This window comes from Azonexus sp. R2A61 (assembly GCF_021401135.1).
Taxonomy (GTDB): Bacteria; Pseudomonadota; Gammaproteobacteria; order Burkholderiales; family Rhodocyclaceae; genus Azonexus.
The window spans coordinates 758,101-780,417 of the sequence record NZ_JACBFO010000002.1 but is presented as its reverse complement, the minus strand read 5'-3'; the positions used below and the strand labels follow the sequence as shown (position 1 = coordinate 780,417).

Genomic DNA, 22,317 nt, shown 5'->3' with positions numbered 1-22,317 from the left:
GCCATCGGCGTGCCCGGGGGCCGGATTTCGCCTGTTTGCTGCGGTCGACCGCAGCAAAGGCAGGAAATCCGGCGCGGGTTCAAACCCCGATGTCCTCGTTCCACAGCGTCGGCCGCGCGGCGATGAAGTCGCGCATCAGGCCGATGCAGGTCGCGTCCTGCAGCACTTCGACGCTGACGCCGCGCGAGCGCAGCAATGCTTCCTCGCCCATGAAGGTCCGGTTTTCGCCGACGATCACCTTGGTGATGCCGTAGAGCAGGATCGCGCCGCTGCACATCGCGCACGGCGACAGGGTCGTGTACAGCATGGCCTCCCGATAGACCGAGGCCGGCTGGCGGCCGGCGTTCTCGAAGGCGTCCATCTCGCCGTGCAGAATGGCGCTGCCCTGCTGCACCCGCCGGTTGTGACCGCGCCCGATGATGCGGCCGTTGTGCACGATCACCGAGCCGATGGGAATGCCGCCCTCGGCCAGACCCTGTTGCGCTTCGGCGATGGCGGCTTGCATGAATTCGTCCATGGTGGGGCTCCTCGTATGTGCTGATCAATCCTTTAATCGTAGCAGCGAATGGCATTGACATTGCCCAAGGCAAATCCACTGCAATCGGTCAAAATACCGCTTTTCGTGTTCCAGCACCGACGCCCAGCGATTCGCCCATGACCCAGGAAACCAACAACCTCGCCGCCGACCTCTGGACCCTCGCCGACCTGCTGCGCGGCGATTTCAAGCAAAGCCAGTACGGTCGCATCATCCTGCCCTTCACCTTGCTGCGCCGGCTCGAATGCGTTTTCGCCGCGAGCAAGGCCGCCGTGCTCAAGCAGTTGCCGGTAGTCGAGGCGATGAAGCTGCCGGAAGAAGCGCAGGAAAAGATGCTGCTGCGCGCCACCAAGGACCTCAAGTTCTTCAACACCTCGCCGATGGACCTCGGCAGCCTCGGCGAAGCCGGCATCAAGGCCAACCTGGAGCGCTACATCCAGTGCTTCTCGAAGGACGCCCGCGAAATCTTCGATCACTTCAAGTTCGCCGAATTCATCGGTCTCCTCAACGACGCCAACCTGCTCTACAAGGTCGTGCAGAAGGTCCGCACCATGGACATCAGCCCGCAGGCCGTTTCCAACTACGAGATGGGCCTGGTTTTCGAGGAGCTGATCCGGCGCTTCGCCGAAAGCTCGAACGAAACCGCCGGCGAACACTTCACCCCGCGCGACATCGTCCGCCTGACCACCTCGCTGGTGTTCATGGAAGACGATGCAGTGCTGACCAAGCCCGGCATCATCCGCACCATCTACGACCCGACCGCCGGTACCGGCGGATTTCTTTCTGCGGGTATGGAATACGTGCATGAGCTGAACCCGCAAGCGGTGATCCGCGCCTACGGCCAGGAACTCAACCCGGAAAGTTACGCCATCTGTAAGGCCGACATGCTCATCAAGGGCCAGGAAGTCGGCAACATCAAGCTCGGCAACACCCTGTCCAACGATCACCTGTACGCCGACAAGTTCGACTACATGCTGTCCAACCCGCCCTTCGGCGTGGACTGGAAAAAGATCGAAGGCGACATCGTCGACGAGCACACCCTCAAGGGCTACGACGGCCGCTTCGGTCCCGGCCTGCCGCGCGTCTCCGACGGCTCGCTGCTCTTCCTGCTGCACCTGCTCAGCAAACTGCGCGACGTCAAGGAGGGCGGCTCGCGCATCGGCATCATCCTCAACGGCTCGCCGCTGTTCACCGGCGGCGCCGGCTCCGGCGAATCGGAAATCCGCCGCTACATCCTCGAAGCCGACCTGCTCGAAGCCATCGTCGCGCTGCCCACCGACATGTTCTACAACACCGGCATCGCCACCTACGTCTGGGTGCTGTCCAACAAGAAAACCGCCGAACGCAAGGGCAAGGTGCAGCTGATCAACGGCGTGAACCTCTGCGGCAAGATGCGCAAATCCCTGGGCAGCAAGCGCAACGTGATGGACGAAAGCGACATCGCCACCATCACCCGCTGCTTCGGCAATTTCGAGGTTGTCGACGCGCGCACGGTCGACAAGCCCAGCGAGCCAAAAAGCAATCGCGGCCGCCAGTCCGCCAACCCGAAGGCCGAAGCGCCCAAGACCTTCGCCGCCAAGATTTTCGCCACCCACGAATTCGGCTACCGCCGTATCACCGTCGAACGGCCGCTGCGCCTCTCCTGGCAGTTCAGCAACGAGCGCATCGCCACGCTGCGCTTCCCGCCCGGCGCGCTCAACGCCGCCATGCAATGGATCTACACCGAGTACGGCCGCGACTACTGGCGCGATGACGCCGATTGCGAGGACTACGGCCAGCTCGCCGACTACGCCCAGGAAATCCGCGCCCACTTCAAGCGCCACTTCGCCGACCTCAAGGAAAAGCAGGTCAAGGACCTGCTCGATGCCGACACCTGGCTTGCCCAGAAGCGCGTCCTGCTCAAGGCCCGGCAATTGCAGCAAGTGATCGGCACGGCCCGGCACGACGATTTCAACACCTGGGACGACGCCCTCAAGGCCGCTGCCAAGCAAGCTGGCATCAGCCTCGACACGAAAGAGAAAAAGCAGATCGCCGATGCCGTCAGCTGGAAGAACCCGGCCGCAGAGAAGGTCGTCAAGAAGCTGCACAAGGGCAAGCCGGCGCCGCTCTACGGCCTCTTCCCGGTCGGTAAGGAAATCGTCGAATACCAGGCCGACGGTGACCTGCGCGACTTCGAGAACATCGCCCTCAATCCGGCTTTGACGGTCAACGCCCAAAACGAGGCATATTTCATCAAGGAAGTGCAGCCGCACGTGCCGGATGCCTGGATCGCCGCCGACAAGCGCGACGCCAAGGACGGCGAAATCGGCATCGTCGGCTACGAAATCCCCTTCAACCGCCACTTCTACCAGTACCAGCCGCCGCGCCCGCTGGCAGAAATCGACGCCGACCTCGACGCCGTCAGCGCCGAAATCATGGCCCTGCTGCGCGAGGTGCATTCATGAGCGACCTGACGCCGGCGACGCCCGACTTCGCCGAAATCACCCGGCTCATCGCCAGCGCCCGCCAGCGCGCCTACCAGGCCGTCAACACCGCGCTGATCGACCTCTACTGGCAGGTCGGCGCCTACCTCAGCGGCAAGATCAAGGCCGCCGAATGGGGCGAGGGCGTCGTCGAACAACTGGCGCAGCACCTGGCCAGCACGCAGCCGGGGCTGAAAGGCTTCACACGACGGAACCTGTTCCGCATGCGGCAGTTTTACGAGGCCTATCCCGACCCGCAATTAGTGACAGCACTGCTGACACAATTGCCCTGGACACATAACCTGATCATCCTCAGTCGCAGCAAGCGCCCGGAGGAACGCGAGTTCTACCTGAAAATGGCGGTGCAGGAAAAATGGTCCAGCCGTGAGCTGGAGCGGCAGTTCGACACCTCACTCTTCGAGCGCGTCGTCCTTAGTCCGGCAAAAGTCTCACCACTGGTGCGACAAATTCACCCCGACGCAGCCAGCGTGTTCAAGGACAGCTACCTCGTCGAATTCCTCGACCTGCCCGCCGCCCACCTCGAAAGCGAACTGCAGCGCGGCCTGCTGGCGCAACTGCGCCAATTCCTGCTCGAACTCGGCCGCGATTTCTGCTTCGTCGGCAGCCAATACCCGCTGCAAGTCGGTCAGCAGGATTTCGCGCTCGACCTGCTCTTCTTCCACCGTGGCCTCAACTGCCTGGTCGCCATCGAATTGAAGACCACCCGTTTCTCGCCCGAACACCTCGGGCAACTCAACTTCTACCTCGAAGCCCTCGACCGCGACCACAAGAAGCCCCACGAAAACCCGGCCATCGGCCTGCTGCTCTGCGCCAGCAAGGACGACGAAGTGGTCGAATACGCCCTCAGCCGCAGCCTGTCGCCGGCCCTGGTCGCGCAATACCAGACCCAGTTGCCGGACAGGAAGCTGCTGCAGGCGAAACTGCATGAGTTTTATCTGGCCAATCTGGGCGAGGGGGAGGCGGAATGAGTCGGTACAAGGCTTATCCGGAGTACCTTCCGTCGGACGCCGGGCTGGTGTATGAGTTGCCCATCGGCTGGCGAATGCTGCGCGGAAAATATGTTTTCTCAGAGTACTCGGAGCGCTCCGAGGCAGGCGAGGAGCAACTGCTGTCGGTTTCCGAGTATTACGGCGTTAAGCCGCGTGGTGAGGTTATCGAAGAAGGCGATTTTCTATCCCGTGCCGAATCGCTGGTGGGCTACAAGAAGTGCCAAAAGAATGATCTGGTGATGAATATCATGCTCGCATGGAAGTGTGGTCTTGGCGTTTCCAAATACGACGGGATTGTCAGTCCAGCTTATTCGGTTTTTCGCTTCAACGGCAATGCGGTTCCCGATTACATGCATTACTTGCTGCGGACGGAAACCTATACCGGACACTTCAAAACGCGCTCAACCGGTGTTATCGATTCCCGGCTGCGGCTTTATCCCGAGAGCTTCGGCGATGTTTCGGTCATTCTTCCACCGACGGGCGAACAGGAGAAAATCGTTGCCTTCCTCGACTACGAAACCGCGAAGATCGACGCGCTGATCGAGAAGCAGCAGCGGCTGATTGAACTGCTCAAGGAAAAGCGCCAGGCGGTCATCAGCCATGCCGTGACCAAAGGCCTCAACCCCAACGCTCCGATGAAGGATTCCGGGGTGGAATGGCTGGGCGAAGTGCCGGCGCATTGGTTGGTGGCGCCGCTGAAACGATTTGCCGAGGTAATCGACTGCAAGCACTACACCGTTCAGTTTCTGGATGAAGGTTTGCCTATCGTGAGCATTCGGGAGTTAAGGGACGATTCAATTGATCTAGCGAATGCAAAAATGACTTCTCGTGCAGAGTGGGATTTCCTTCGTGAGGGCAGGGTTCCTCGAAAGGGTGACATTGTTTTCTGTCGCAATGCCAGTGTTGGTGCGGCCGGCTACGTAGAAGGCGACGCTGAATTCTGCATGGGACAGGACGTTTGCCTGATCAGAACGGGCAAGGCCAATCGATATATGCACTTTCAAATTACGTCATGTCACGTCAGGGAGCAAATCGAGGCCTTCTTGGTTGGAGCAACTATTCGGCGGGCAAACGTTGAGGAAATTCGCCGGCTTGTTGTTGCGCAGCCTCCCGAAGCTGAGCAGATCAAAATTGCCCAATACTTGGAAAATACGCTTTCAGAATTTGACGCGCTGAGCGATAGGGCTAACCGGACAGTTGAACTACTCCAAGAGCGCCGCACCGCCCTGATTTCCGCCGCCGTCACCGGCAAGATCGACGTCCGCGACTGGCAGCACGCTGCTGCCTGAGCTTCCTTCCACCCACAGCCCCGAACCCAGCCATGAGCGACCAAGCCAGCGAACGCATCTTCCAGGACGACATCCTCCGGCAATTGCAGGCGAACGGCTGGTTGCTCGGTTCTTCCGATAAGTACAACCGCGAGCTGGCGCTTTATCCGGAGGATGCGCTGGCCTTCGTGCAGGAGACGCAGCCGGCCCAGTGGCAGCGTTTCTGCGCCAATCATCCGAAGGACAGCGAAGAGAAATTCCTCGAACTGATCGCCGGCCAGTTGGCCAAGGCCGATCCGAACGCGACCAACGCCGACAGCCGCCGTTTCGGCACCTTGGGCGTGTTGCGTCATGAACTGCGCGACCGCAATGCGCGCCTGTCGCTGTGCCAGTTCAAGCCGGAACACGATCTGAACCCGGATACCCTGGCCCGCTATGCGAAGAACCGTCTGCGCGTGGTGCCGGAGCTGGTCTATAGCCCGTGGGCGTCGGCAGCGCAGTTGGCCGAGGATGGACAAAGCGGGGGCAGCAAAGCCAAGGCCTGGCGCATCGACCTGGTGTTGTTCGTCAATGGCCTGCCGGTGGCGACGCTGGAACTGAAATCCGAGTTCAAGCAGTCGGTGGACCGCGCCATCCGCCAGTACAAGACGACCCGGCTGCCGGTGGACCCGGTGGCGAAGAAGGCGGAGCCGTTGCTGAGCTTCAAGCGCGGCGCGCTGGTGCATTTCGCGGTGAGCCAGTACGAGGTGCACATGGCGACGCGGCTGGAGGGCGTGGAGACGGTTTTCCTGCCTTTCAACAAGGGCTCGGCGGAGGGCGGCGCCGGCAACGACGTGCCGGAAGACGTGAGCCGCTACGCCACCGACTACCTGTGGAACGAGGTGCTGCTGCCGGACAACCTGCTCAACATCCTCGCCCGCTTCGTGCATTTGCAGATCGACGACAAGGAAGACTGGGAAGGCCGCAAGTACAAGAAGGAAAGCCTGATCTTCCCGCGCTATCACCAGTGGGACGTGGTGAACAAGCTGCTCGACGCCGCCCGCCGCGAGGGGCCGGGGCAGCGTTACCTGATCCAGCACAGTGCCGGTTCGGGCAAGTCCAACTCGATTGCTTGGGTGGCGCACCAGTTGTCGGCGCTGTACAAGGCCGACGGCGGCAAGCAGTTCCAGTCGGTGATCGTCGTCACCGACCGCACCGTGCTCGATGACCAGTTGCAGGACACCATCTACCAGTTCGAGCACACCGATGGCGTGGTCGGGCGCATCAACAACAAGGAAGGCGAGGGCTCGAAGTCGGAAAAGCTAGCCAGCGCGCTGGAAAACGCGCAGCCGATCATCATCGTCACCATCCAGACCTTTCCCTTCGTGCTCAAGGCCATCGAGAACAGCGTCAGCTTGAAGGAGCGCTGCTACGCGATCATCGCCGACGAGGCGCATTCCTCGCAGAGTGGTTCGACGGCCCGGCAGTTGAAGGAAGTGCTGATGAAGGAGGCGGGCGAGGAGGATGAGGCCGAGCTGGATAGCGACGACATCATCGCCGCCACCGTGGCGCCGCGCCGCGCTTCCGGCAACCTGAGCTTTTTCGCCTTCACGGCGACGCCCAAGGCCAAGACGCTGGAACTGTTCGGCCGCAAGCCGCGCCCGGACGAAGTGGCGTCGATCCACAACAAGCCGGCCGCCTTCCACGTCTACAGCATGCGCCAGGCCATCGAGGAGGGGTTCATCCTCGACGTGCTGAGGAATTACACCAACTACAAGGTGGCCTACAAGCTGGCGCTGAAGCTCCAGGAAGCCGACCGGGAAGTGGATAGCAAGCGGGCGCGGGTCAAACTCAACCAGTGGGTGCGCCTGCACGACCACAACATTGCCCAGAAAGTGAAGCTGATCGTCGAACACTACCGCGAGCACGTCTTCGGCCTGCTCGGCGGCCAGGCCAAGGCGATGGTGGTGACCAGCTCGCGCAAGGAGGCGGTGCGCTACAAGCGGGGTTTCGACAGCTATATCGAATCCAGGGGCTACCAGAAAATTCACGCCATGGTCGCCTTCTCGGGTGAGGTGACCTTTACCGACAAGGACCCGAATGCTGCCGGCCTGGTCGGCCAGCAATTCACCGAGAGCAACATGAATCCGGCGCTGAAGAAGCGCGACATGCGTGTTGCCTTCGATTCCGACGATTACCAGGTGATGATCGTCGCCAACAAGTTCCAGACCGGTTTCGACCAGCCCAAGCTGTGCGCCATGTACGTGGACAAGAAGCTGGCCGGCGTCGAATGCGTGCAGACCCTGTCGCGCCTGAACCGCACCTACCCGAACAAGGCCGAGAGCGGCACCTTCGTGCTCGATTTCTTCAACGAACCGGAGGACATCCTCGGTGCCTTCCAGCCCTATTACCGGACGGCTGAACTGGCCGACGTCTCCGACCCCAACCTGATCTTCACGCTGCACGACAAGCTGCGCGCGGCCGGCATCTTCACCGGCCAGGAAGTCGAGCAGTTCTGCGCCGCCTACTACGTGAAGAACAAGAGCAACGCCGCCATCGCCAACATCTGCAAGCCGGCGGTGCAACGCTGGCAGCAGCGCTACAAGTCGGCGGTCGACGCCTTCAAACAGGCAAAAATGATGTTCGAGCGCACGAAGAAGACCGCAGATGCGGTGCTCATCGCCAACGCGGAAAACTGCCTGAAGGATTGCCAGAAGGAAAAGGACGCGCTGGAGATTTTCAAGAAGGACCTCGGCACCTTCGTGCGCTTTTACGAATTCATGTCGCAGATCGTCGATTACGACGACACCGGCCTGGAAAAGCTCGCCCTCTACGCCCGCAACCTGCGCCCGCTGCTGCGCGAAAGCCTGCTCGACGAGGACGACGTCGATTTGAGCAACATCGTCCTCAGCCACTACCGCGTTGCCAGAATCCGCCAGCAGGACCTGCTGCTCAAGCAGGACAGCGCCGAGTACAAGCTGGAACCGGGCGAAGGCCTGGGCACGGCGAAGCCGAACGACAAGAAGGAAGAATTCCTGTCGCAGATCATCAGCCGCCTCAACGAAATCTTTGTCGCCGATCAACTGACGGACAAGGACATGGTCAATTACGCCTACACCATCCGCGACAAGGTCGGCGAGAACGCCGCGGTGATGCAGCAGATTGCCAACAATTCGCCGGAGCAGGCGCTACTCGGCGATTTTTCCAAGGCGGTCGACGACGCCATCATGGACAGCAGCGCCGCCCACCAGAACCAGATGCTGCAACTCCTCGCCGACCCGCAGAAAGCCGCCGGCTTCGCGCGGGTGGTGTTCGATCTGCTGCTGGCGGGGAAAGGGAATGCGGGGGCGTAGCCCCAACTTTTTTAGCTGCTTGTTCCGGGCTGCGGAAATGCGATCGCATCGAGCAGCTTTCGCATGACCTTTCGATGCCAGCTACCGATAGCCAGATGCTTCTGGACAATGGATCGATAACGCGCTGGGTCGGGCGCCGGTCGTAAATAGTGTCGTCGTTGATTGCAGCACACACAGGCGGCAACGATGTTTTCCTCAACGTCGCGACCGCCATCCTGGCGGGCCTGTAAATGCTCGGCGGTGCACTGAAAGCGTTTTGCCTGCTCCAGGGAGAGCCCCGCCAGGCGGGCGAATGCTTCGGGATTGCCTTCCCACATCGGATAGCCGCAGTAATAGCAGCGGCCATTCTGGTTGAGAAAGGCGTGGTGGCGGAGTTTGGAAAGTTTGCTGGCTTTGCACATGACAGAGGTCCATGAAAACGTTGAACCCCGCTGTGCAATATCGCCTAAAACGGGCACTAGCCGAATACCTCGGACTAGCACTACATGCGCCCATAGCGGGCAGCACGGCTGAATAATACGGCAGCCCGCTATGGGACTGTCAATATTGATTGCTGTGACACCAATCAGGACCTGCTGCGCTTACAACACCTTTTCCCCGAGCACATGCGTCGCCGTCACGCAGCGTTCGTCGCCGAGGATCATCAGCGCGAACAGCGTTGCCGCCAGTTCGTCGGTTTTCTCCAGGCGGAAGTCGAGTTCCGGCGTCGCGCGCGGGTCGAGGACGATGAAGTCGGCTTCCTTGCCGAGCGCGAAGTTGCCGATGAACTCGTCGAGGTAGAGTGCCTGCGCGCCGCCCAGCGTGGCGAGGAACCAGGCGCGCAGAGGCGGCAGCGGGCGGCGGTGGACTTGCGAGACCTTGTAGGCTTCGTCGAGCGTGCGCAGCATGCTGAACGAGGTGCCGCCACCGACGTCGGTGGCCAGGCCGACGCGGATGCCGGCGTCGACGGCGGCGGCGTGGTTGAAGAAACCGCTGCCGAGGAAGAGGTTGGAAGTCGGGCAGAAGGCCGCGGCGGTGCCGGTTTCGGCCATGCGCGCGGCTTCGGCCGGCGACAGGTGGATGCAGTGGCCGTAGATGCTGCGCGGGCCGAGCAGGCCGTGGCGGTCGTAGACGTCGAGGTAGTCGCGCGCTTCCGGGAATAGCGACTTGACCCAGGCGATCTCGTCGAGGTTCTCGGCCAGGTGCGACTGCACGTGCAGGTCGGGTTTGCTCTGGTAAAGCTCGCCGGCCAGCGTCAGTTGCGCCGGGGTCGAGGTCGGCGCGAAGCGCGGCGTCACACAGTAGCGCAAGCGGCCCTTGCCGTGCCAGCGTTCGATCAGCGCCAGGCAGTCGCGCTCGGCGTCGGCGACGGTGTCGCACAGCGCCGGCGGCGCGTGGCGGTCCATCATGACCTTGCCGGTCAACATGCGCAGCTGGCGTTTTTCGGCGCCGGCCATGAAGGCATCGACCGAGCCGGCATGTACCGTCGAGAAGACGGCGGCGGTGGTCGTGCCGTGGGCGAGCAGGCGGTCGAGGAAGTAATCGGCGGTGCGTGCGGCGACTTCCGGTTTGGCGAAGGCGGTTTCGGCCGGGAAGGTGTAGTCGTTCAGCCAGTCGAGCAGTTGCCGGCCGAAGGAGGCGATCACCGCCGACTGCGGGTAATGGCAGTGGGTGTCGACCAGGCCGGGCAGGATCAGCTGGTCGCCGTAATCGATGACTTCGGCGGCGGCGCGTTCGGCCGGCGCGATGCCGGCTTCGACCGTGGCGCGCGGGCCGGCGGCGGCGATGCGGCCGCCGACGATCCACAGCGCGCCGTCGGGAAAGTATTCGTAGCTGTCGGCGGCGTCCTGCTCGCCGGGGTCGGCGAGGAAGTGGAGGACGCGGCCGAGGACCAGCGTGTTGCGGCTGTCGGCCGGGGCGGTTGACGGAGCGGTCATGGCGTTTTGTCCTGGGGGCGCGCTCAGTGCGCGGTGTTGGCCAGTTGCCGCGCCAGCCGGTTGTGTTCGGCAACCAGCGGCGGCAGGTCGAGCGGCAGCAAGTGGCCGTCGCTAACTACCGGCTTGCCGTTGATGATCGAATGGCGCACCGATTGCGGCGTACAGAAAACCAGCGCCGCCACCGGGTCGTGCACCGCAGCGCCGGCCAGGTCGAGGCCGCCGGTCGGGAAGGCGACGAGGTCGGCGCTCATGCCCGGGGCGAGCGCACCGATGTCGTCGCGGTTGAGCACTTTGGCACCGCCCAGCGTCGCCAGTTCCAGCGCCTGGCGGGCGTTCATCGCCGCCGGGCCATGGCCGACGCGGGCCAGCAGCATCGCCTGCCGCGCTTCGCCGAGCAGGTGGGCGGCGTCATTCGAGGCGCAGCCGTCGACGCCGAGGCCGACGTTGACGCCGGCGGCGCGCATCGCCGGAATCGGCGCGATGCCGGAAGCCAGGCGCATGTTCGAACACGGGCAGTGGGCGACGCCGGTGCCGCTGCGGGCAAAAAGATCGATGCCCGGCGTGTCGAGCTTGACGCAGTGGGCGTGCCAGACGTCGTGACCGACCCAGCCGAGCGATTCGGCGTATTCGGCCGGCGTCATGCCGAATTTCTCGCGGCTGTAGGCGACGTCGTTGTCGTTCTCGGCGAGATGCGTGTGCAGCGAAATACCATAACTGCGCCCGTAGCTGCGCGCCAGTTCGGCGGCGTCGCGCATCAGCTCGCGGCTGACCGAGAACGGCGAGCAGGGGGCGACGACGATGCGCTGCATGGCGTGGCGCTTGGGGTCGTGCCAGGTTTCGATCAGGCGCTGCGTGTCCTTGAGGATCGCCGCTTCGTTTTCGACGAGACGATCCGGCGGCAGGCCGCCCTGGCTTTCGCCGACGCTCATGCTGCCGCGTGCGGCGTGAAAACGCATGCCGAGGGTCGCGGCGGCTTCGATGCTGTCGTCGAGGCGGCTGCCGTTCGGGTAGAGGTAAAGATGATCGCTCGATGTGGTGCAGCCGGAGAGGATCAGCTCGGCCATTGCGGTCAACGTCGAAATCCTGATCATTTCCGGCGTCAGCCCGGCCCAGATCGGGTAGAGCCGGCGCAGCCAGCCGAACAGTTCGGCGTCCTGCGCGCCGGGGATGGCGCGGGTCAGGCTCTGGTACATGTGGTGGTGCGTGTTCACCAGGCCGGGCAGGGCGACCGTGCCGGCCAGCGAAATGACCTGGTCGGCGGTGGCCGGCAGCTCGGCCGTGGTGCCGACCGCCTCGATCACGCCGTCGCGGATGAAGACGCCGCCACCGGGGATTTCGCGGCGGGCAGCGTCCATGGTGACGAGGACGTCGGCGTCTTTCAGTAACAGGGTAGGCATTTAGGAATCAGGGCAGGAAAGGCTTGCCGAGCGAGGCCGGCAGGTTCAGTTGCAGCAGTTTGCGGTCGCGCGAGATCAGCACCAGGACGACAACCGTCGCCACGTAGGGCAAGGCAGCCAGCAGTTGCACCGGCAGCTCGATGCCCAGCCCCTGGGCATGGAACTGCAGGATGGTGACGCCGCCGAACAGGTAGGCGCCGAGCATCAGCCGGGCCGGTTTCCAGGTGGCGAAAACGACCAGCGCGACGGCGATCCAGCCGCGCCCGGCGCTCATGTTCTGGACCCACAGCGGCGTATAGACCGTCGACAAATAAGCACCGGCGATCCCGGCCATCGCGCCGCCGAAAGCCACCGCGCCGTAACGGATGCCGAGCACCGGGTAGCCGATGGCGTGCGCCGCTTCCGGCGATTCGCCGACCGCCTTGAGCAGCAGGCCGAGGCGGGTTTTGGCCAGGGTCCAGGCGACCAGCGCGAAGGCGATGAAGGACAGGTAAACCACCATGTCGTGCTTGAACAGGATCGGCCCGAGTACCGGGATGTCGGCGAGCAGCGGGATCGCGACCGGCTGCAGGCCGGGCAGGCTGTAGCTGACGTAGTGCTGGCCGATGAAGGCCGACAGGCCGATGCCGAAGATGGTCAGGGCCAGCCCGCAGGCGGCCTGGTTGGCGGCCAGCGACAGCGCGAAAAAGGCGAAGACCATGGCAATCGCGGCACCGGCCAGCGCGCCGGCCGGCAGGCCGATGGCGGCACCGTAGCCGGTGGTCGCGGCGGCGGCAAAGCCGGCGATGGCGCCGGTCAGCATCATGCCCTCGACCCCCAGGTTGATGACGCCGGTACGTTCCGACACCAGTTCGCCGAGGCCGGCGAAGATCAGCGGCGTGGCGGCGGCGATGGCGCCGGCCAGGATGGGAATCAGGTGATCGATCATGGCTCAGCTCCCGAACGCCGGACGGCGCAGCTTGTTGTCGATGAAGGCGTCGGCGCCGAGCAGGAAGAACAGCAGCATGCCCTGGAAAATGCCGGTGATGGCGGCCGGCAACTGCAGGCTGACCTGCGCCGCTTCGCCGCCGAGGTAGATCAGCGCCATCAGGAAACCGGCGAGCACGATGCCGAGCGCGTGCAGGCGGCCGAGGTAGGCGACGATGATCGCCGCGAAGCCGTAGCCCGGAGAAATGTTCAGGTTCAACTGGCCGACCGGGCCGGCCACTTCACCGACGCCGGCCAGGCCGGCGGTCAACCCGGACATCACCAGGCTGAACCACACCGTCTGCTTTGCCGAAAAGCCGGCGTAGCGCGAGGCGGCCGGCGCCTGGCCGCCGACTTCGATCTGGTAGGCGAGGAAGCTCCTGGCGTTGAACAGCCAGAAGGCAAGCACCACGGCCAGCGTGATGAAGATCGAGGTATTGACCCGCGAGCCGTCGAACAGGATGCCGAACAGCGCACCGTCGCCGAACATGATCGATTGCGGGAAGTTCATGCCTTCCGGATCGCGCCACGGGCCGTTCACCATGTAGGCCATGATGAAGCCGGCAACATAGGTCAGCATCAGCGTGGTCAGCGTTTCCTCGGCGTTGAAGCGGGTCTTCAGCAGCGCCGGCAGGGCGCCCCACAGCGCGCCGCCGAGGGCACCGGCGACGACCATCGCCGGAATCAGCCAGGTCGCATCGACGCCGTCGAAGTGGATGGCGATGCCGCCGCCGAACAGTGCGCCGATGATCAACTGGCCTTCGGCGCCGATGTTGTAGATGCGTGCCTTGAAGCCGATCGCCAGACCCTGGGCGATGAGGATCAGCGGTGAGGCCTTGATCAGCAGCTCGCTCCAGCCGTAGCTGGTGGTCAGCGGTTCGACGAAGAAGACGTGGAAGGATTCCAGCGGCGACTTGTCGAGCAGCCAGAACAGGAAGGAGCCGGCGGTCAGCGTGGCCAGGATGGCGATCAGCGGCGCCGTCCAGCGCATCAGTTGCGACGGCTGGGCGCGGGGTTCAAGGATGTGCATGGCCGGACTCCGGGGTTTTTTCGTTGGACAGGCCCGACATCTGCAGGCCGATCGATTCGGCGTCGGTGTCGGCCTTGGGCTTGGCTTCCGACAGGCGACCGGCGGCCAGCACGGCGATGCGGTCGCTGATCTCGAACAGTTCCTCCAGTTCTTCCGAGACCACCAGGATGGCCACGCCGGTGCGCGACAGGTCGAGCAGCGTCTGGCGCAGGAAGGCGGCGGCGCCGACGTCGACGCCCCAGGTCGGCTGGGCGACGATCATCAGCTTGGGCGCCAGCATGATCTCGCGGCCGACGATGAATTTCTGCAGGTTGCCGCCGGACAGCGAACGGGCGGCCGAACCGGCGCCGCCGCAGCGCACGTCGAAACGGGCGATGCACTGTTCGGCAAAGGCCCGCGCCTTGGCGTAATCGACCAGCCCCCAGCGCTTCATGCCCTGACGGTGGGCGGTGAGCAGCGCGTTGCGCGACAGCGGCAGCGCCGGCACCGCGCCACGGCCGAGGCGTTCTTCCGGCACGAAGACCAGGCCGCGGTCGCGCCGGCGGCCGGCGTCGAGATGGCCGATCGCCTCGCCATCGAGCCTGACCGTCTCACGGGCCGTCGTGCTCTCGCCGGACAGCGCGGCCAGCAGTTCGGCCTGACCGTTGCCCGAGATGCCGGCGATGCCGACGATCTCGCCGGCCTGCACGGTCAGCGAGATGTCGTGCAGCGTGGTGCCGAAAGGATCGTCGGAAACCTGGCTGAGACCGGCGATTTCCAGCACCGGCCGGCTGTCGCCGGTGTAGAGCGGCGCCTCGCAGACCGGCAGTTCGCGGCCGATCATCAGGCGCGCCAGACTGGCCGGGGTTTCGTCCTTGGGGATCGCGTTGCCGGTCACCTTGCCGCCGCGCATGATCGTTGCCGAATCGCACAGCGCCTGGATCTCGTGCAGCTTGTGGCTGATGTAGAGGATGGACACGCCTTCCGCCGACAACTGGCGCAGCGTCTCGAACAGCTTGAGCACGGCCTGCGGCGTCAGCACCGAGGTCGGCTCGTCGAGGATCAGCAGTTTCGGGTCCTGCAGCAGGCAGCGGACGATCTCGACGCGCTGCCGTTCGCCGACCGACAGGCTGTGCACCAGCCGGAACGGATCGAGCGGCAGGCCGTAGCGTTCGGAAACCTCGGTCACCCGCTTGGCCAGCGCGGCGAGGTCGAAAGGCTCGTCGAGCACCAGTGCGATGTTCTCGACCACGGTCAACGTCTCGAACAGCGAAAAATGCTGGAACACCATGCCGATGCCCAGCTTGCGCGCCTGCGCCGGGTTGGCGACGGCAACCTGGCGGCCGTTCCACATCACCTCGCCTTCGTCGGCCTTGACCGCGCCGTAGATGATCTTCATCAGCGTGCTCTTGCCGGCGCCGTTCTCGCCGAGGATGGCGTGGATCTCGCCCGGCATGACGGTCAGCGAAACATCCGAATTGGCGACCACGCTGGGATAGCGCTTGGTGATGTTGAGCAGTTGCAGTCGGGGGTCGGGCGGTGACATGGTTTACTCCGGCTGAAGGGGGCGGACGGGCAGCTCGGCCAGGCGCGGGCGGGCGGCCTGGGCGAGCAGTTGTCGGGTATCGTGAATCTGCATCAATTGGGCGGCGACGGCCAGCGCGATGACCGCCGGTTCCTTGCCGACGATGCCGGGCACGCCGATCGGACAGGTCATTTCGGCCAGCCGGTCGGGAATCACGCCGCGTTCGAGCAGGCGGTGCTCGAACGACATGCGCTTGCTGCGCGAGCCGATCAGCCCGAAATAGGCGAAATCGTGGCGCTGGTAGATGGCCTCGCAGAGCGCGAAGTCGAGCGCATGGCTGTGCGTCATGACGACGAAGTAGGAACCGGCCGGCGCGCGCGCGATTTCCGCCTCGGGCAGGTCGGTGACCAGACAGTTCAGGCCGGCGGTGTCGATCCCGGCGAAAGCTTCGTCGCGGCTGTCGATCCAGGTGATCGACGCACCCAGCGGTTGCAGCTGGCGGACCAGCGCCTGCGCGACGTGGCCGGCGCCGAACACCCATACCGGAAAGCGCTGGGCGGCGATGGCCTGCTCGAAAAGCCAGTCGTCCGGGCCGCCGAGCAACTGGCAGGCGGCTTCGCCGGCGGCACTTGCGGTCCACGTCGATGCCCGGGCAAAAATGCTCGTTTTGCGCAGTAGACCGTGACCGGCGGCGATCTGCTCGCAGCGTTGTTGCCAATCGACATGGGCGCTGGCCGGCACCACCTCGAACAGCAGCCAGACGACGCCGCCGCAGCACTGGCCGAGTCGGGCGCCGAGGTTGTAGCGGCGGACCTCGGGGCGGGTCGAGCCGGTTTCCAGCAGGCGGCGGGCGTGAGCCACGGCCTGCCATTCGAGATGACCGCCACCGATGGTTTCGGCCTGGCCGTCGCGGTCGACGACCATCGTCGCACCGCCGTCGCGCGGTGCCGAACCCTGCGTACCGGCGACGGTGATCAGTACCGCATCGCGGCCGGCGGCCAGGCGCTGGTGCAGGGCGGTCAGCCAGTCGGTGCGCATTTCAGCCCCCGCCGACCGGTTGACCGCAGCAATCGCCGAGCGCCCGCAGGATCGCTTCCGGTGTCGCCGGCGCGTCGAGCTGCACCGGCTGCCCGGCCGGCAGCGTTGCCGCGACGGCATCGCGCAGGGCCTGGAAGACCGATAGCCCGAGCATGAACGGCGGCTCGCCGACGGCCTTCGAGCGGTGGATGCTGTCCTCGACGTTGGCGTTGTCGAAGAGGTGCACGTTGAACACTTCCGGCAGATCGCTGGCGGTCGGAATCTTGTAGGTCGACGGCGCGTGGCTCATCAGCCGGCCGGCTTGCGGACCGTCCGGCCGCCACCACAGTTCCTCGCTGGTCAGCCAGCCCATGCCCTGGATGAAGCCGCCTTCGATCTGGCCGATGTCGAGCGCCGGATTGATCGAGCGGCCGACGTCGTGGAGGATGTCCACGCGCAGCACGCGCGTCTCGCCGGTCAGCGTGTCGATCGCCACCTCGCTGCAGGCGGCGCCGTAGGCGAAGTAGAAGAAGGGCCGGCCGAGCTTGGTCACCGGGTCGAAATGGAGCTTTGGCGTCTTGTAGAAACCGGCGTCCCACAGCTGGATGCGGGCGCGGTAGGCGCGCATCACCAACTCGGCGAAGGCTTCGTCGAACACACTGCCGGCCTGTACGCGGCCGCAGGAAAAACGCACGTCGGCGGCGTCGACCGCAGCATTCGTCAGTTCGACGACGAAGGCCGCCAGGCGCGCCTTGATGTTGAGGCAGGCCGCCTGCGCCGCCTTGCCGTTGAGGTCGGCGCCGCTGGAAGCGGCGGTGGCCGAGGTGTTGGCGACGCGGCTGGTGTCGGTCGAGGAGAGCCGTACGTCGTCGAGCGTGAGGCCGAATTCGTGGGCGACGATCTGCTTGATCTTGGTGTACAGGCCCTGGCCCATCTCGGTGCCGCCGTGCGAGACCAGCACGCTGCCGTCGGTATAAACATGGACCAGCGCGCCGGCCTGGTTGTAGTGCGTGGCATTGAACGAGATGCCGAACTTGATCGGGGTCAGCGCGATGCCGCGTTTCAGCACATTGCTGCTGGCGTTGAACTCGGCAATCGCGGCGCGCCGGGCGGCGTAATCGCAATCGGCCGCCAGTTGGCCGACCAGCGCCGGCGCAACGTTGTCTTCGACGGTCATGCCGTAGGGCGTGGTGCTGCGTGCGCCCGGTTCGACATCGTAGAAATTGACCTGCCGCACGGCCAGCGGATCGCGCTTGAGGTGGCGGGCGATGTCGTCGATGACGTTCTCGATGACGAACATCCCCTGCGGCCCGCCGAAACCGCGGAAGGCAGTGTTCGACACGCGGTTGGTCTTGCAGCGCAGGCTTTTCAGCGCCACCGCGTCGAGGTAGTAGGCGTTGTCGATATGGCAGATCGTGCGGTCGTTGACCGGCCCGGACAGATCGGCCGAATAGCCGCAGTTCGACGCGAATTCGAGGCGCAGGCCGAGAATCCGCCCGGTGTCGTCGAAGGCGCTCTGCCAGCGGTACTGGAAGGGATGGCGCTTGCCGGTGGCGACCATGTCGTCGTCGCGGTCGAGGCGCATTTTTACCGGTTTGCCGGTGTGGACCGCAAGCAGCGCGGCCAGGCAGGCCCATTGCGCCGACTGCGATTCCTTGCCGCCGAAACCGCCGCCCATCCGGCGGCATTCGACGATCACCTGATGCGAGCGCCAGTGCAGGCAGTGGGCGACCATCTGCTGCATTTCGGTCGGGTGCTGCGTCGAGCAGATGACGTGCAGCGTCGCGTCTTCCTTGGGCAGCGCGTAGGAAATCTGGCCTTCGAGGTAGAAATGCTCCTGGCCGCCGAGCACGGCGCTGCCTTCGAGATGGTGCGGCGCGCCGGCAAAGGCCTCGTCCACCGGCCCGCGCTGCATGGCGAAGGGCGGTAGCACCCAGGATTCGGCGGCAATCGCGGCGTCGATGTCGAGGATCGGCGCTTCGGCCTCGTACTCGATCTTTGCCAGCCGTGCTGCCTGACGCGCGGCGTCGCGGGTCTCGGCGGCGACGACGAAGATCGCCTGGCCGTAGAACTGGATGGCGTCGGCGGTGAGGATCGGATCGTCGTGCAGGATCGGCCCGCAATTGTTCTCGCCGGGGATGTCGACCGCCGTCAGCACGGCGCGCACGCCGGGATGGGCGCGCACCGCCGACAGGTCGATGGACTTGATGCGGCCGCGGGCGATGGTCGACAAGCCGGGCGCCGCGTGCAGCGTGCCGGCGGCTTCCGGGATGTCGTCGATGTAGGTGGCCTTGCCGCTGACGTGCAGGTGGGCGCTTTCGTGGGCGACCGGCCGGCCGATCTGCGGACCGTGGACGACGGGAGCGTGCGGCGCGTTCATGCCCGGCCCTCCGGCGAGATCGGCGCCAGCGCGCCGAGGCGGACCGCTTGGCCGCCGTCCGGCGAGGTTTCCAGCCAGAAACGCTGCAGCAGGTTGGCGGCGACGCTGAGCCGGTAGGCCTGGGTCGCGCGGACATCGCTGAACGGCGAGAAATCCTCGCGCAGCGCGGTCATTGCCAGACGCACGCTGTCCGGCGACCACGGACGGCCGAGCAGGGCGGCTTCCGCCGACTCGGCGCGCTTCGGCGTGCCGGCCATGCCGCCGAAAGCGAGCCGGGCGCGGCGGACGATGCCTTCGTTATCGACATGCACGGCCAGCCCGGCGGCGACCGCCGAAATATCCTGGTCGAGCCGCTTGGCCACCTTGTAGGCGCGGAAATGGCGGATCAGCGCATCGGCCGGCGCGTCGAGCAGCAGCCCGCGGACGAATTCGCCGGGCTGCAGCGCCGTCTTCTGGTAATCGAGATAAAAGTCTTCGAGCGGCATTTCGCGTTCCGTGCCCAGCCTGTGCAGCACGACACGGGCGCCGAGCGCGATCAGCGCCGGCATCGAATCGCCGATCGGCGAACCGTTGGCGACATTGCCGCCGAGCGTGCCGGCGTTCTTGACCGGTGTCGAGGCGAAACGGCGGGCCAGTTCGCCCCATTGCGGCTCGAAGGCGACGAGCGCCGCGAAGGCGTCGGTCAACGTCGCCCCGGCACCGATTTCCAGCCGCTTCGGGCCGATCTGGATGCGCTTGAGTTCGGCGACGGCGCCGATCTGGATGATCTCGCCGAGGTCGCGGCCGAGCTTGGTGACCCACAGGCCGACATCGGTGCCGCCGGCGACGATCCGCGCCTCCGGCAGCCGGGCGCGCAGTTCGGCCAGTTCGACCAGCGTGCGCGGGCTGTGGCTCTGACGGCCGGCGCCGGCGTAATCGAGCGGCGGCAGTTTGCGCAGTTCCTTCAGCGCGGCGATCACCGGCAGGCGGTCGATGGGCTGGCGCGGCAGCGCGTAGGCGTCGCGCGCGGCATCGACGATGGGCCGGTAACCGGTGCAGCGGCACAGGTTGCCGGACAGCGTGTGATCGATCTCGTCGCGCTCCGGGCAGGTATCCTGGTTTTCGTACAGCGCAAACAGCGACATCGCAAAACCCGGCGTGCAGAAGCCGCACTGCGAACCGTGGCGGTCGACCAGCGCCTGCTGCACCGGATGCAACTGTTCGCCCGACGCCAGGTCCTCGACGGTAAACAAGGCCTTGCCGTCGAGCGCCGGCAGGAACTGGATGCAGGCATTGACCGCGCGCAGACGCAGCGCTTCGTTACCGTCATCGCCGGTCAGCTCGCCGATGACCACGGTGCACGCGCCGCAGTCGCCTTCGGCGCAGCCTTCCTTGGTACCGGTCTGCTGCAGGTCCTCGCGCAGATACTGGAGCACCGTACGGGTCGGCGCCGGACCCTGGATCGTCTGGATGGCACCGCGGAAGTAGAACTGGATGGGACGTTCGGACATGGCTTAGTAAATCAGTCGGACATTGCCTTCAAGTTAGCACAGCGGCGGCGGCCGGTTGAGACGCGTAGGCCGATAAGCGGTATGTGCGAATGCTTATGGTCTGTGCCAGAAACCCCGGTGCGGTTCGGCCGCTTCGTCCTCCAGGCAAGGGCCGGTGACCTCGATGCGGCGCTGGCCGCGCGCAAAAACCTCGCGGCAGGGCAGGGCGAAGGTCGGATTTTCCGGATGGTCGCCGGTCAGGCCGAGCAATTTATGCTCGGACAGCGCGTAGACCACACGACCGATGCCGCACCAATAGATCGCGCCGGCGCACATCGCGCAAGGCTCGGCGCTGGTGTACAGCGTGCTGCGCGCCAGCTGTTCCGGGCTCAGCCGGCGGGCGGCCAGGCCGGCGGCGACCAGTTCGGCGTGGCGGGTCGGGTCGCCTTCCGGCGGCAGCGAATCGTTGCCGGCCTCGGCGACGATGTTGCCGTGCTCGTCCACGACGATGGCGGCAAAGGGATGTTTGCCGCCGTCGCGCACGCGGCGCGACAGTTCGATGCAATGGCGCAGGAAGCCTTCGTCCTGCGGATTCGGGGTATCGCTCATGCTGGGCAAGTCCGTAGAATGGTGCACCGCATTATGCGATGCGCCGCCATGTCGTCATGACAGCGTTGAGCGATACCGGTCATAAGATTTTCGAGATGGGCTGGCCCCGGCTGCGTTGTTAGAGTACGGCAACCAACCCCACTGAACCGTAAAGGAGATTCGCGCATGTTCCTGTCCCGACTCAAGTTGTTGACGGCTGCCGCCGCCATCGCCATCGCCGGAATCTCCGGTGTCCAGGCCGCCGAGCCGATCAAGGCCGGCTTCGTCTACATCGGCCCGACCGGCGACCACGGCTGGACCTACGCCCACGACGAAGGCCGCAAGAAGGCCGAAGCCGCCACCGGCGTCAAAACCGCCTTCGTCGAAAACGTGCCGGAAACGGCCGACGCCGAACGCGTTTTCCGCGACCTCGCACAGAAAGGCAACAAGGTCGTCTTCGCCACCTCCTTCGGCTACATGAACCAGATGGTCAAGGTCGCCAAGGCCTTCCCGAACACCGTCTTCATGCACGCCACCGGCTACAAGACGGCCGCCAACCTGGGCGTCTACGACGTGCGCACCTATGAAGGTGCCTACATGCTCGGCGTCGTCGCCGGCAAGATGAGCAAGGGCAACAAGCTCGGCGTCGTCGCCTCCATCCCCATCCCGGAAGTCATCCGCAACATCAACGCCTTCACCCTCGGCGCGCGCAGCGTCAACCCGGCCATCACCACCCGCGCCATCTGGGTGAACTCCTGGTTCGATCCGGGCAAGGAACGCGAAGCCGCGCTGGCGCTGATCGCCCAGGGCTGCGACGTGCTGATGCAGAACACCGACTCCCCGGCCGTCGTCCAGGCCGCACAGGAGAAGGGCGTGCTCGCCTTCGGCTGGGATTCCGACATGAGCAAGTTCGGCGGCAAGGCCCACCTGGCCGCATCCGTGCTGCACTGGGAAACCATCTACACCAAGACGCTGGAAGAAGTGAAGGCCGGCACCTGGAAGAGCGGCGACCTCTGGTACGGCGTCAAGGAAGGCGCGGTCAACATCGAGAGCTTCGGCGCGGCCGTCCCGGCCCCGGTCAAGAAGATTGCCGAAGAACGCCGCGACGCGATCAAGGCCGGCAAGCTGCACCCCTTCACCGGCCCGCTCAAGGACCAGTCCGGCAAGGAATTCCTGGCTGCCGGCAAGACCTACGCCGATGGCGATCTGAAGAAGATGAACTTCTACGTCGAAGGCGTGGAAGGGACGATTCCGAAGTAAGTAGCGGGATGGTTAGTGCCGGTGAAAAGCCGGCGGAAGAAAGGGAAGCCCCCGGCCTTGGTCGGGGGCTTTGTTGTTTTGGAGGCTGCTGGTCGGCCGAAGCTGTCATTGGCCCATCGCTGCTAAAACGTCCGTTCCGTGACGGATAGCGGATGCTCCCTCAGACGGCTCGCTGCATTTCTA

16 protein-coding genes are annotated in these 22,317 nt (G+C 64.8%); 5 read left to right on the top strand and 11 right to left on the bottom strand.

Annotation, left to right across the window (positions count from 1 at the left end; translation table 11 throughout):
* Positions 1-79 precede the first annotated feature (79 nt).
* Positions 80-517: a nucleoside deaminase gene (locus L0962_RS08685; RefSeq protein ID WP_234085971.1), complete on the bottom strand. Its 438-nt coding sequence runs from the start codon at positions 515-517 to the stop codon at positions 80-82.
* A 137-nt stretch (positions 518-654) separates the two neighbouring features.
* On the opposite strand from L0962_RS08685, the gene L0962_RS08680 reads away from it, so the two are divergent.
* Genes L0962_RS08680 through L0962_RS08665 form a run of 4 tightly spaced genes read left to right on the top strand, consistent with a single transcriptional unit; the run spans position 655 to position 8,607 of the window.
* Positions 655-2,979 carry a class I SAM-dependent DNA methyltransferase gene (locus L0962_RS08680; RefSeq protein ID WP_234085970.1) on the top strand — a complete coding sequence of 775 codons (2,325 nt, stop codon included), beginning with the start codon at positions 655-657 and terminating at the stop codon, positions 2,977-2,979.
* On the top strand, positions 2,976-3,986 hold the full coding sequence (locus L0962_RS08675) for a YhcG family protein (RefSeq protein ID WP_234085969.1): 1,011 nt from the start codon (positions 2,976-2,978) through the stop codon (positions 3,984-3,986). Before L0962_RS08680 ends, L0962_RS08675 begins: the two co-directional genes overlap by 4 nt.
* Positions 3,983-5,296, top strand: a complete 1,314-nt coding sequence (locus L0962_RS08670; RefSeq protein WP_234085968.1) for a restriction endonuclease subunit S — start codon at positions 3,983-3,985, stop codon at positions 5,294-5,296. Before L0962_RS08675 ends, L0962_RS08670 begins: the two co-directional genes overlap by 4 nt.
* A gap of 32 nt (positions 5,297-5,328) precedes the next feature.
* Complete coding sequence (locus L0962_RS08665) at positions 5,329-8,607, top strand: type I restriction endonuclease subunit R (protein WP_234085967.1); 3,279 nt, start codon at positions 5,329-5,331, stop codon at positions 8,605-8,607.
* A gap of 11 nt (positions 8,608-8,618) precedes the next feature.
* On the opposite strand, the gene L0962_RS08660 is transcribed toward L0962_RS08665, so the two are convergent.
* The 10 genes from L0962_RS08660 to L0962_RS08615 all read right to left on the bottom strand — a co-directional run bounded on the left by L0962_RS08660 (position 8,619) and on the right by L0962_RS08615 (position 20,895).
* Complete coding sequence (locus tag L0962_RS08660) at positions 8,619-9,008, bottom strand: HNH endonuclease (protein WP_234085966.1); 390 nt, start codon at positions 9,006-9,008, stop codon at positions 8,619-8,621.
* A gap of 180 nt (positions 9,009-9,188) precedes the next feature.
* Positions 9,189-10,523: a guanine deaminase gene (guaD, locus tag L0962_RS08655; RefSeq protein WP_234085965.1), complete on the bottom strand. Its 1,335-nt coding sequence runs from the start codon at positions 10,521-10,523 to the stop codon at positions 9,189-9,191.
* Positions 10,524-10,546: 23 nt separating this feature from the next.
* Complete coding sequence (locus tag L0962_RS08650) at positions 10,547-11,920, bottom strand: 8-oxoguanine deaminase (RefSeq protein ID WP_234085964.1); 1,374 nt, start codon at positions 11,918-11,920, stop codon at positions 10,547-10,549.
* A gap of 7 nt (positions 11,921-11,927) precedes the next feature.
* Positions 11,928-12,848 carry an ABC transporter permease gene (locus L0962_RS08645; protein WP_234085963.1) on the bottom strand — a complete coding sequence of 307 codons (921 nt, stop codon included), beginning with the start codon at positions 12,846-12,848 and terminating at the stop codon, positions 11,928-11,930.
* A gap of 3 nt (positions 12,849-12,851) precedes the next feature.
* Positions 12,852-13,916 carry an ABC transporter permease gene (locus tag L0962_RS08640; RefSeq protein ID WP_234085962.1) on the bottom strand — a complete coding sequence of 355 codons (1,065 nt, stop codon included), beginning with the start codon at positions 13,914-13,916 and terminating at the stop codon, positions 12,852-12,854.
* Entirely contained in the window at positions 13,903-15,441 is a 1,539-nt protein-coding gene (locus tag L0962_RS08635) for an ABC transporter ATP-binding protein (protein WP_234085961.1), read from the bottom strand. Before L0962_RS08635 ends, L0962_RS08640 begins: the two co-directional genes overlap by 14 nt.
* 3 nt (positions 15,442-15,444) lie before the next feature.
* The gene (gene xdhC, locus L0962_RS08630) at positions 15,445-16,458 is read right to left on the bottom strand and encodes a xanthine dehydrogenase accessory protein XdhC (protein WP_234085960.1); all 1,014 of its coding nucleotides are present in this window, start codon (positions 16,456-16,458) and stop codon (positions 15,445-15,447) included.
* A gap of 1 nt (position 16,459) precedes the next feature.
* On the bottom strand, positions 16,460-18,817 hold the full coding sequence (gene xdhB / locus L0962_RS08625; RefSeq protein ID WP_234085959.1) for a xanthine dehydrogenase molybdopterin binding subunit: 2,358 nt from the start codon (positions 18,815-18,817) through the stop codon (positions 16,460-16,462).
* A complete protein-coding gene (xdhA, locus tag L0962_RS08620) occupies positions 18,814-20,307 on the bottom strand; it encodes a xanthine dehydrogenase small subunit (protein WP_234085958.1) in 1,494 nt (497 codons plus the stop codon). Before xdhA ends, xdhB begins: the two co-directional genes overlap by 4 nt.
* 93 nt (positions 20,308-20,400) lie before the next feature.
* Positions 20,401-20,895 carry a nucleoside deaminase gene (locus L0962_RS08615; protein ID WP_234085957.1) on the bottom strand — a complete coding sequence of 165 codons (495 nt, stop codon included), beginning with the start codon at positions 20,893-20,895 and terminating at the stop codon, positions 20,401-20,403.
* A 165-nt stretch (positions 20,896-21,060) separates the two neighbouring features.
* On the opposite strand from L0962_RS08615, the gene L0962_RS08610 reads away from it, so the two are divergent.
* Positions 21,061-22,134 carry a BMP family ABC transporter substrate-binding protein gene (locus L0962_RS08610; protein ID WP_234085956.1) on the top strand — a complete coding sequence of 358 codons (1,074 nt, stop codon included), beginning with the start codon at positions 21,061-21,063 and terminating at the stop codon, positions 22,132-22,134.
* Positions 22,135-22,317 lie beyond the last annotated feature (183 nt).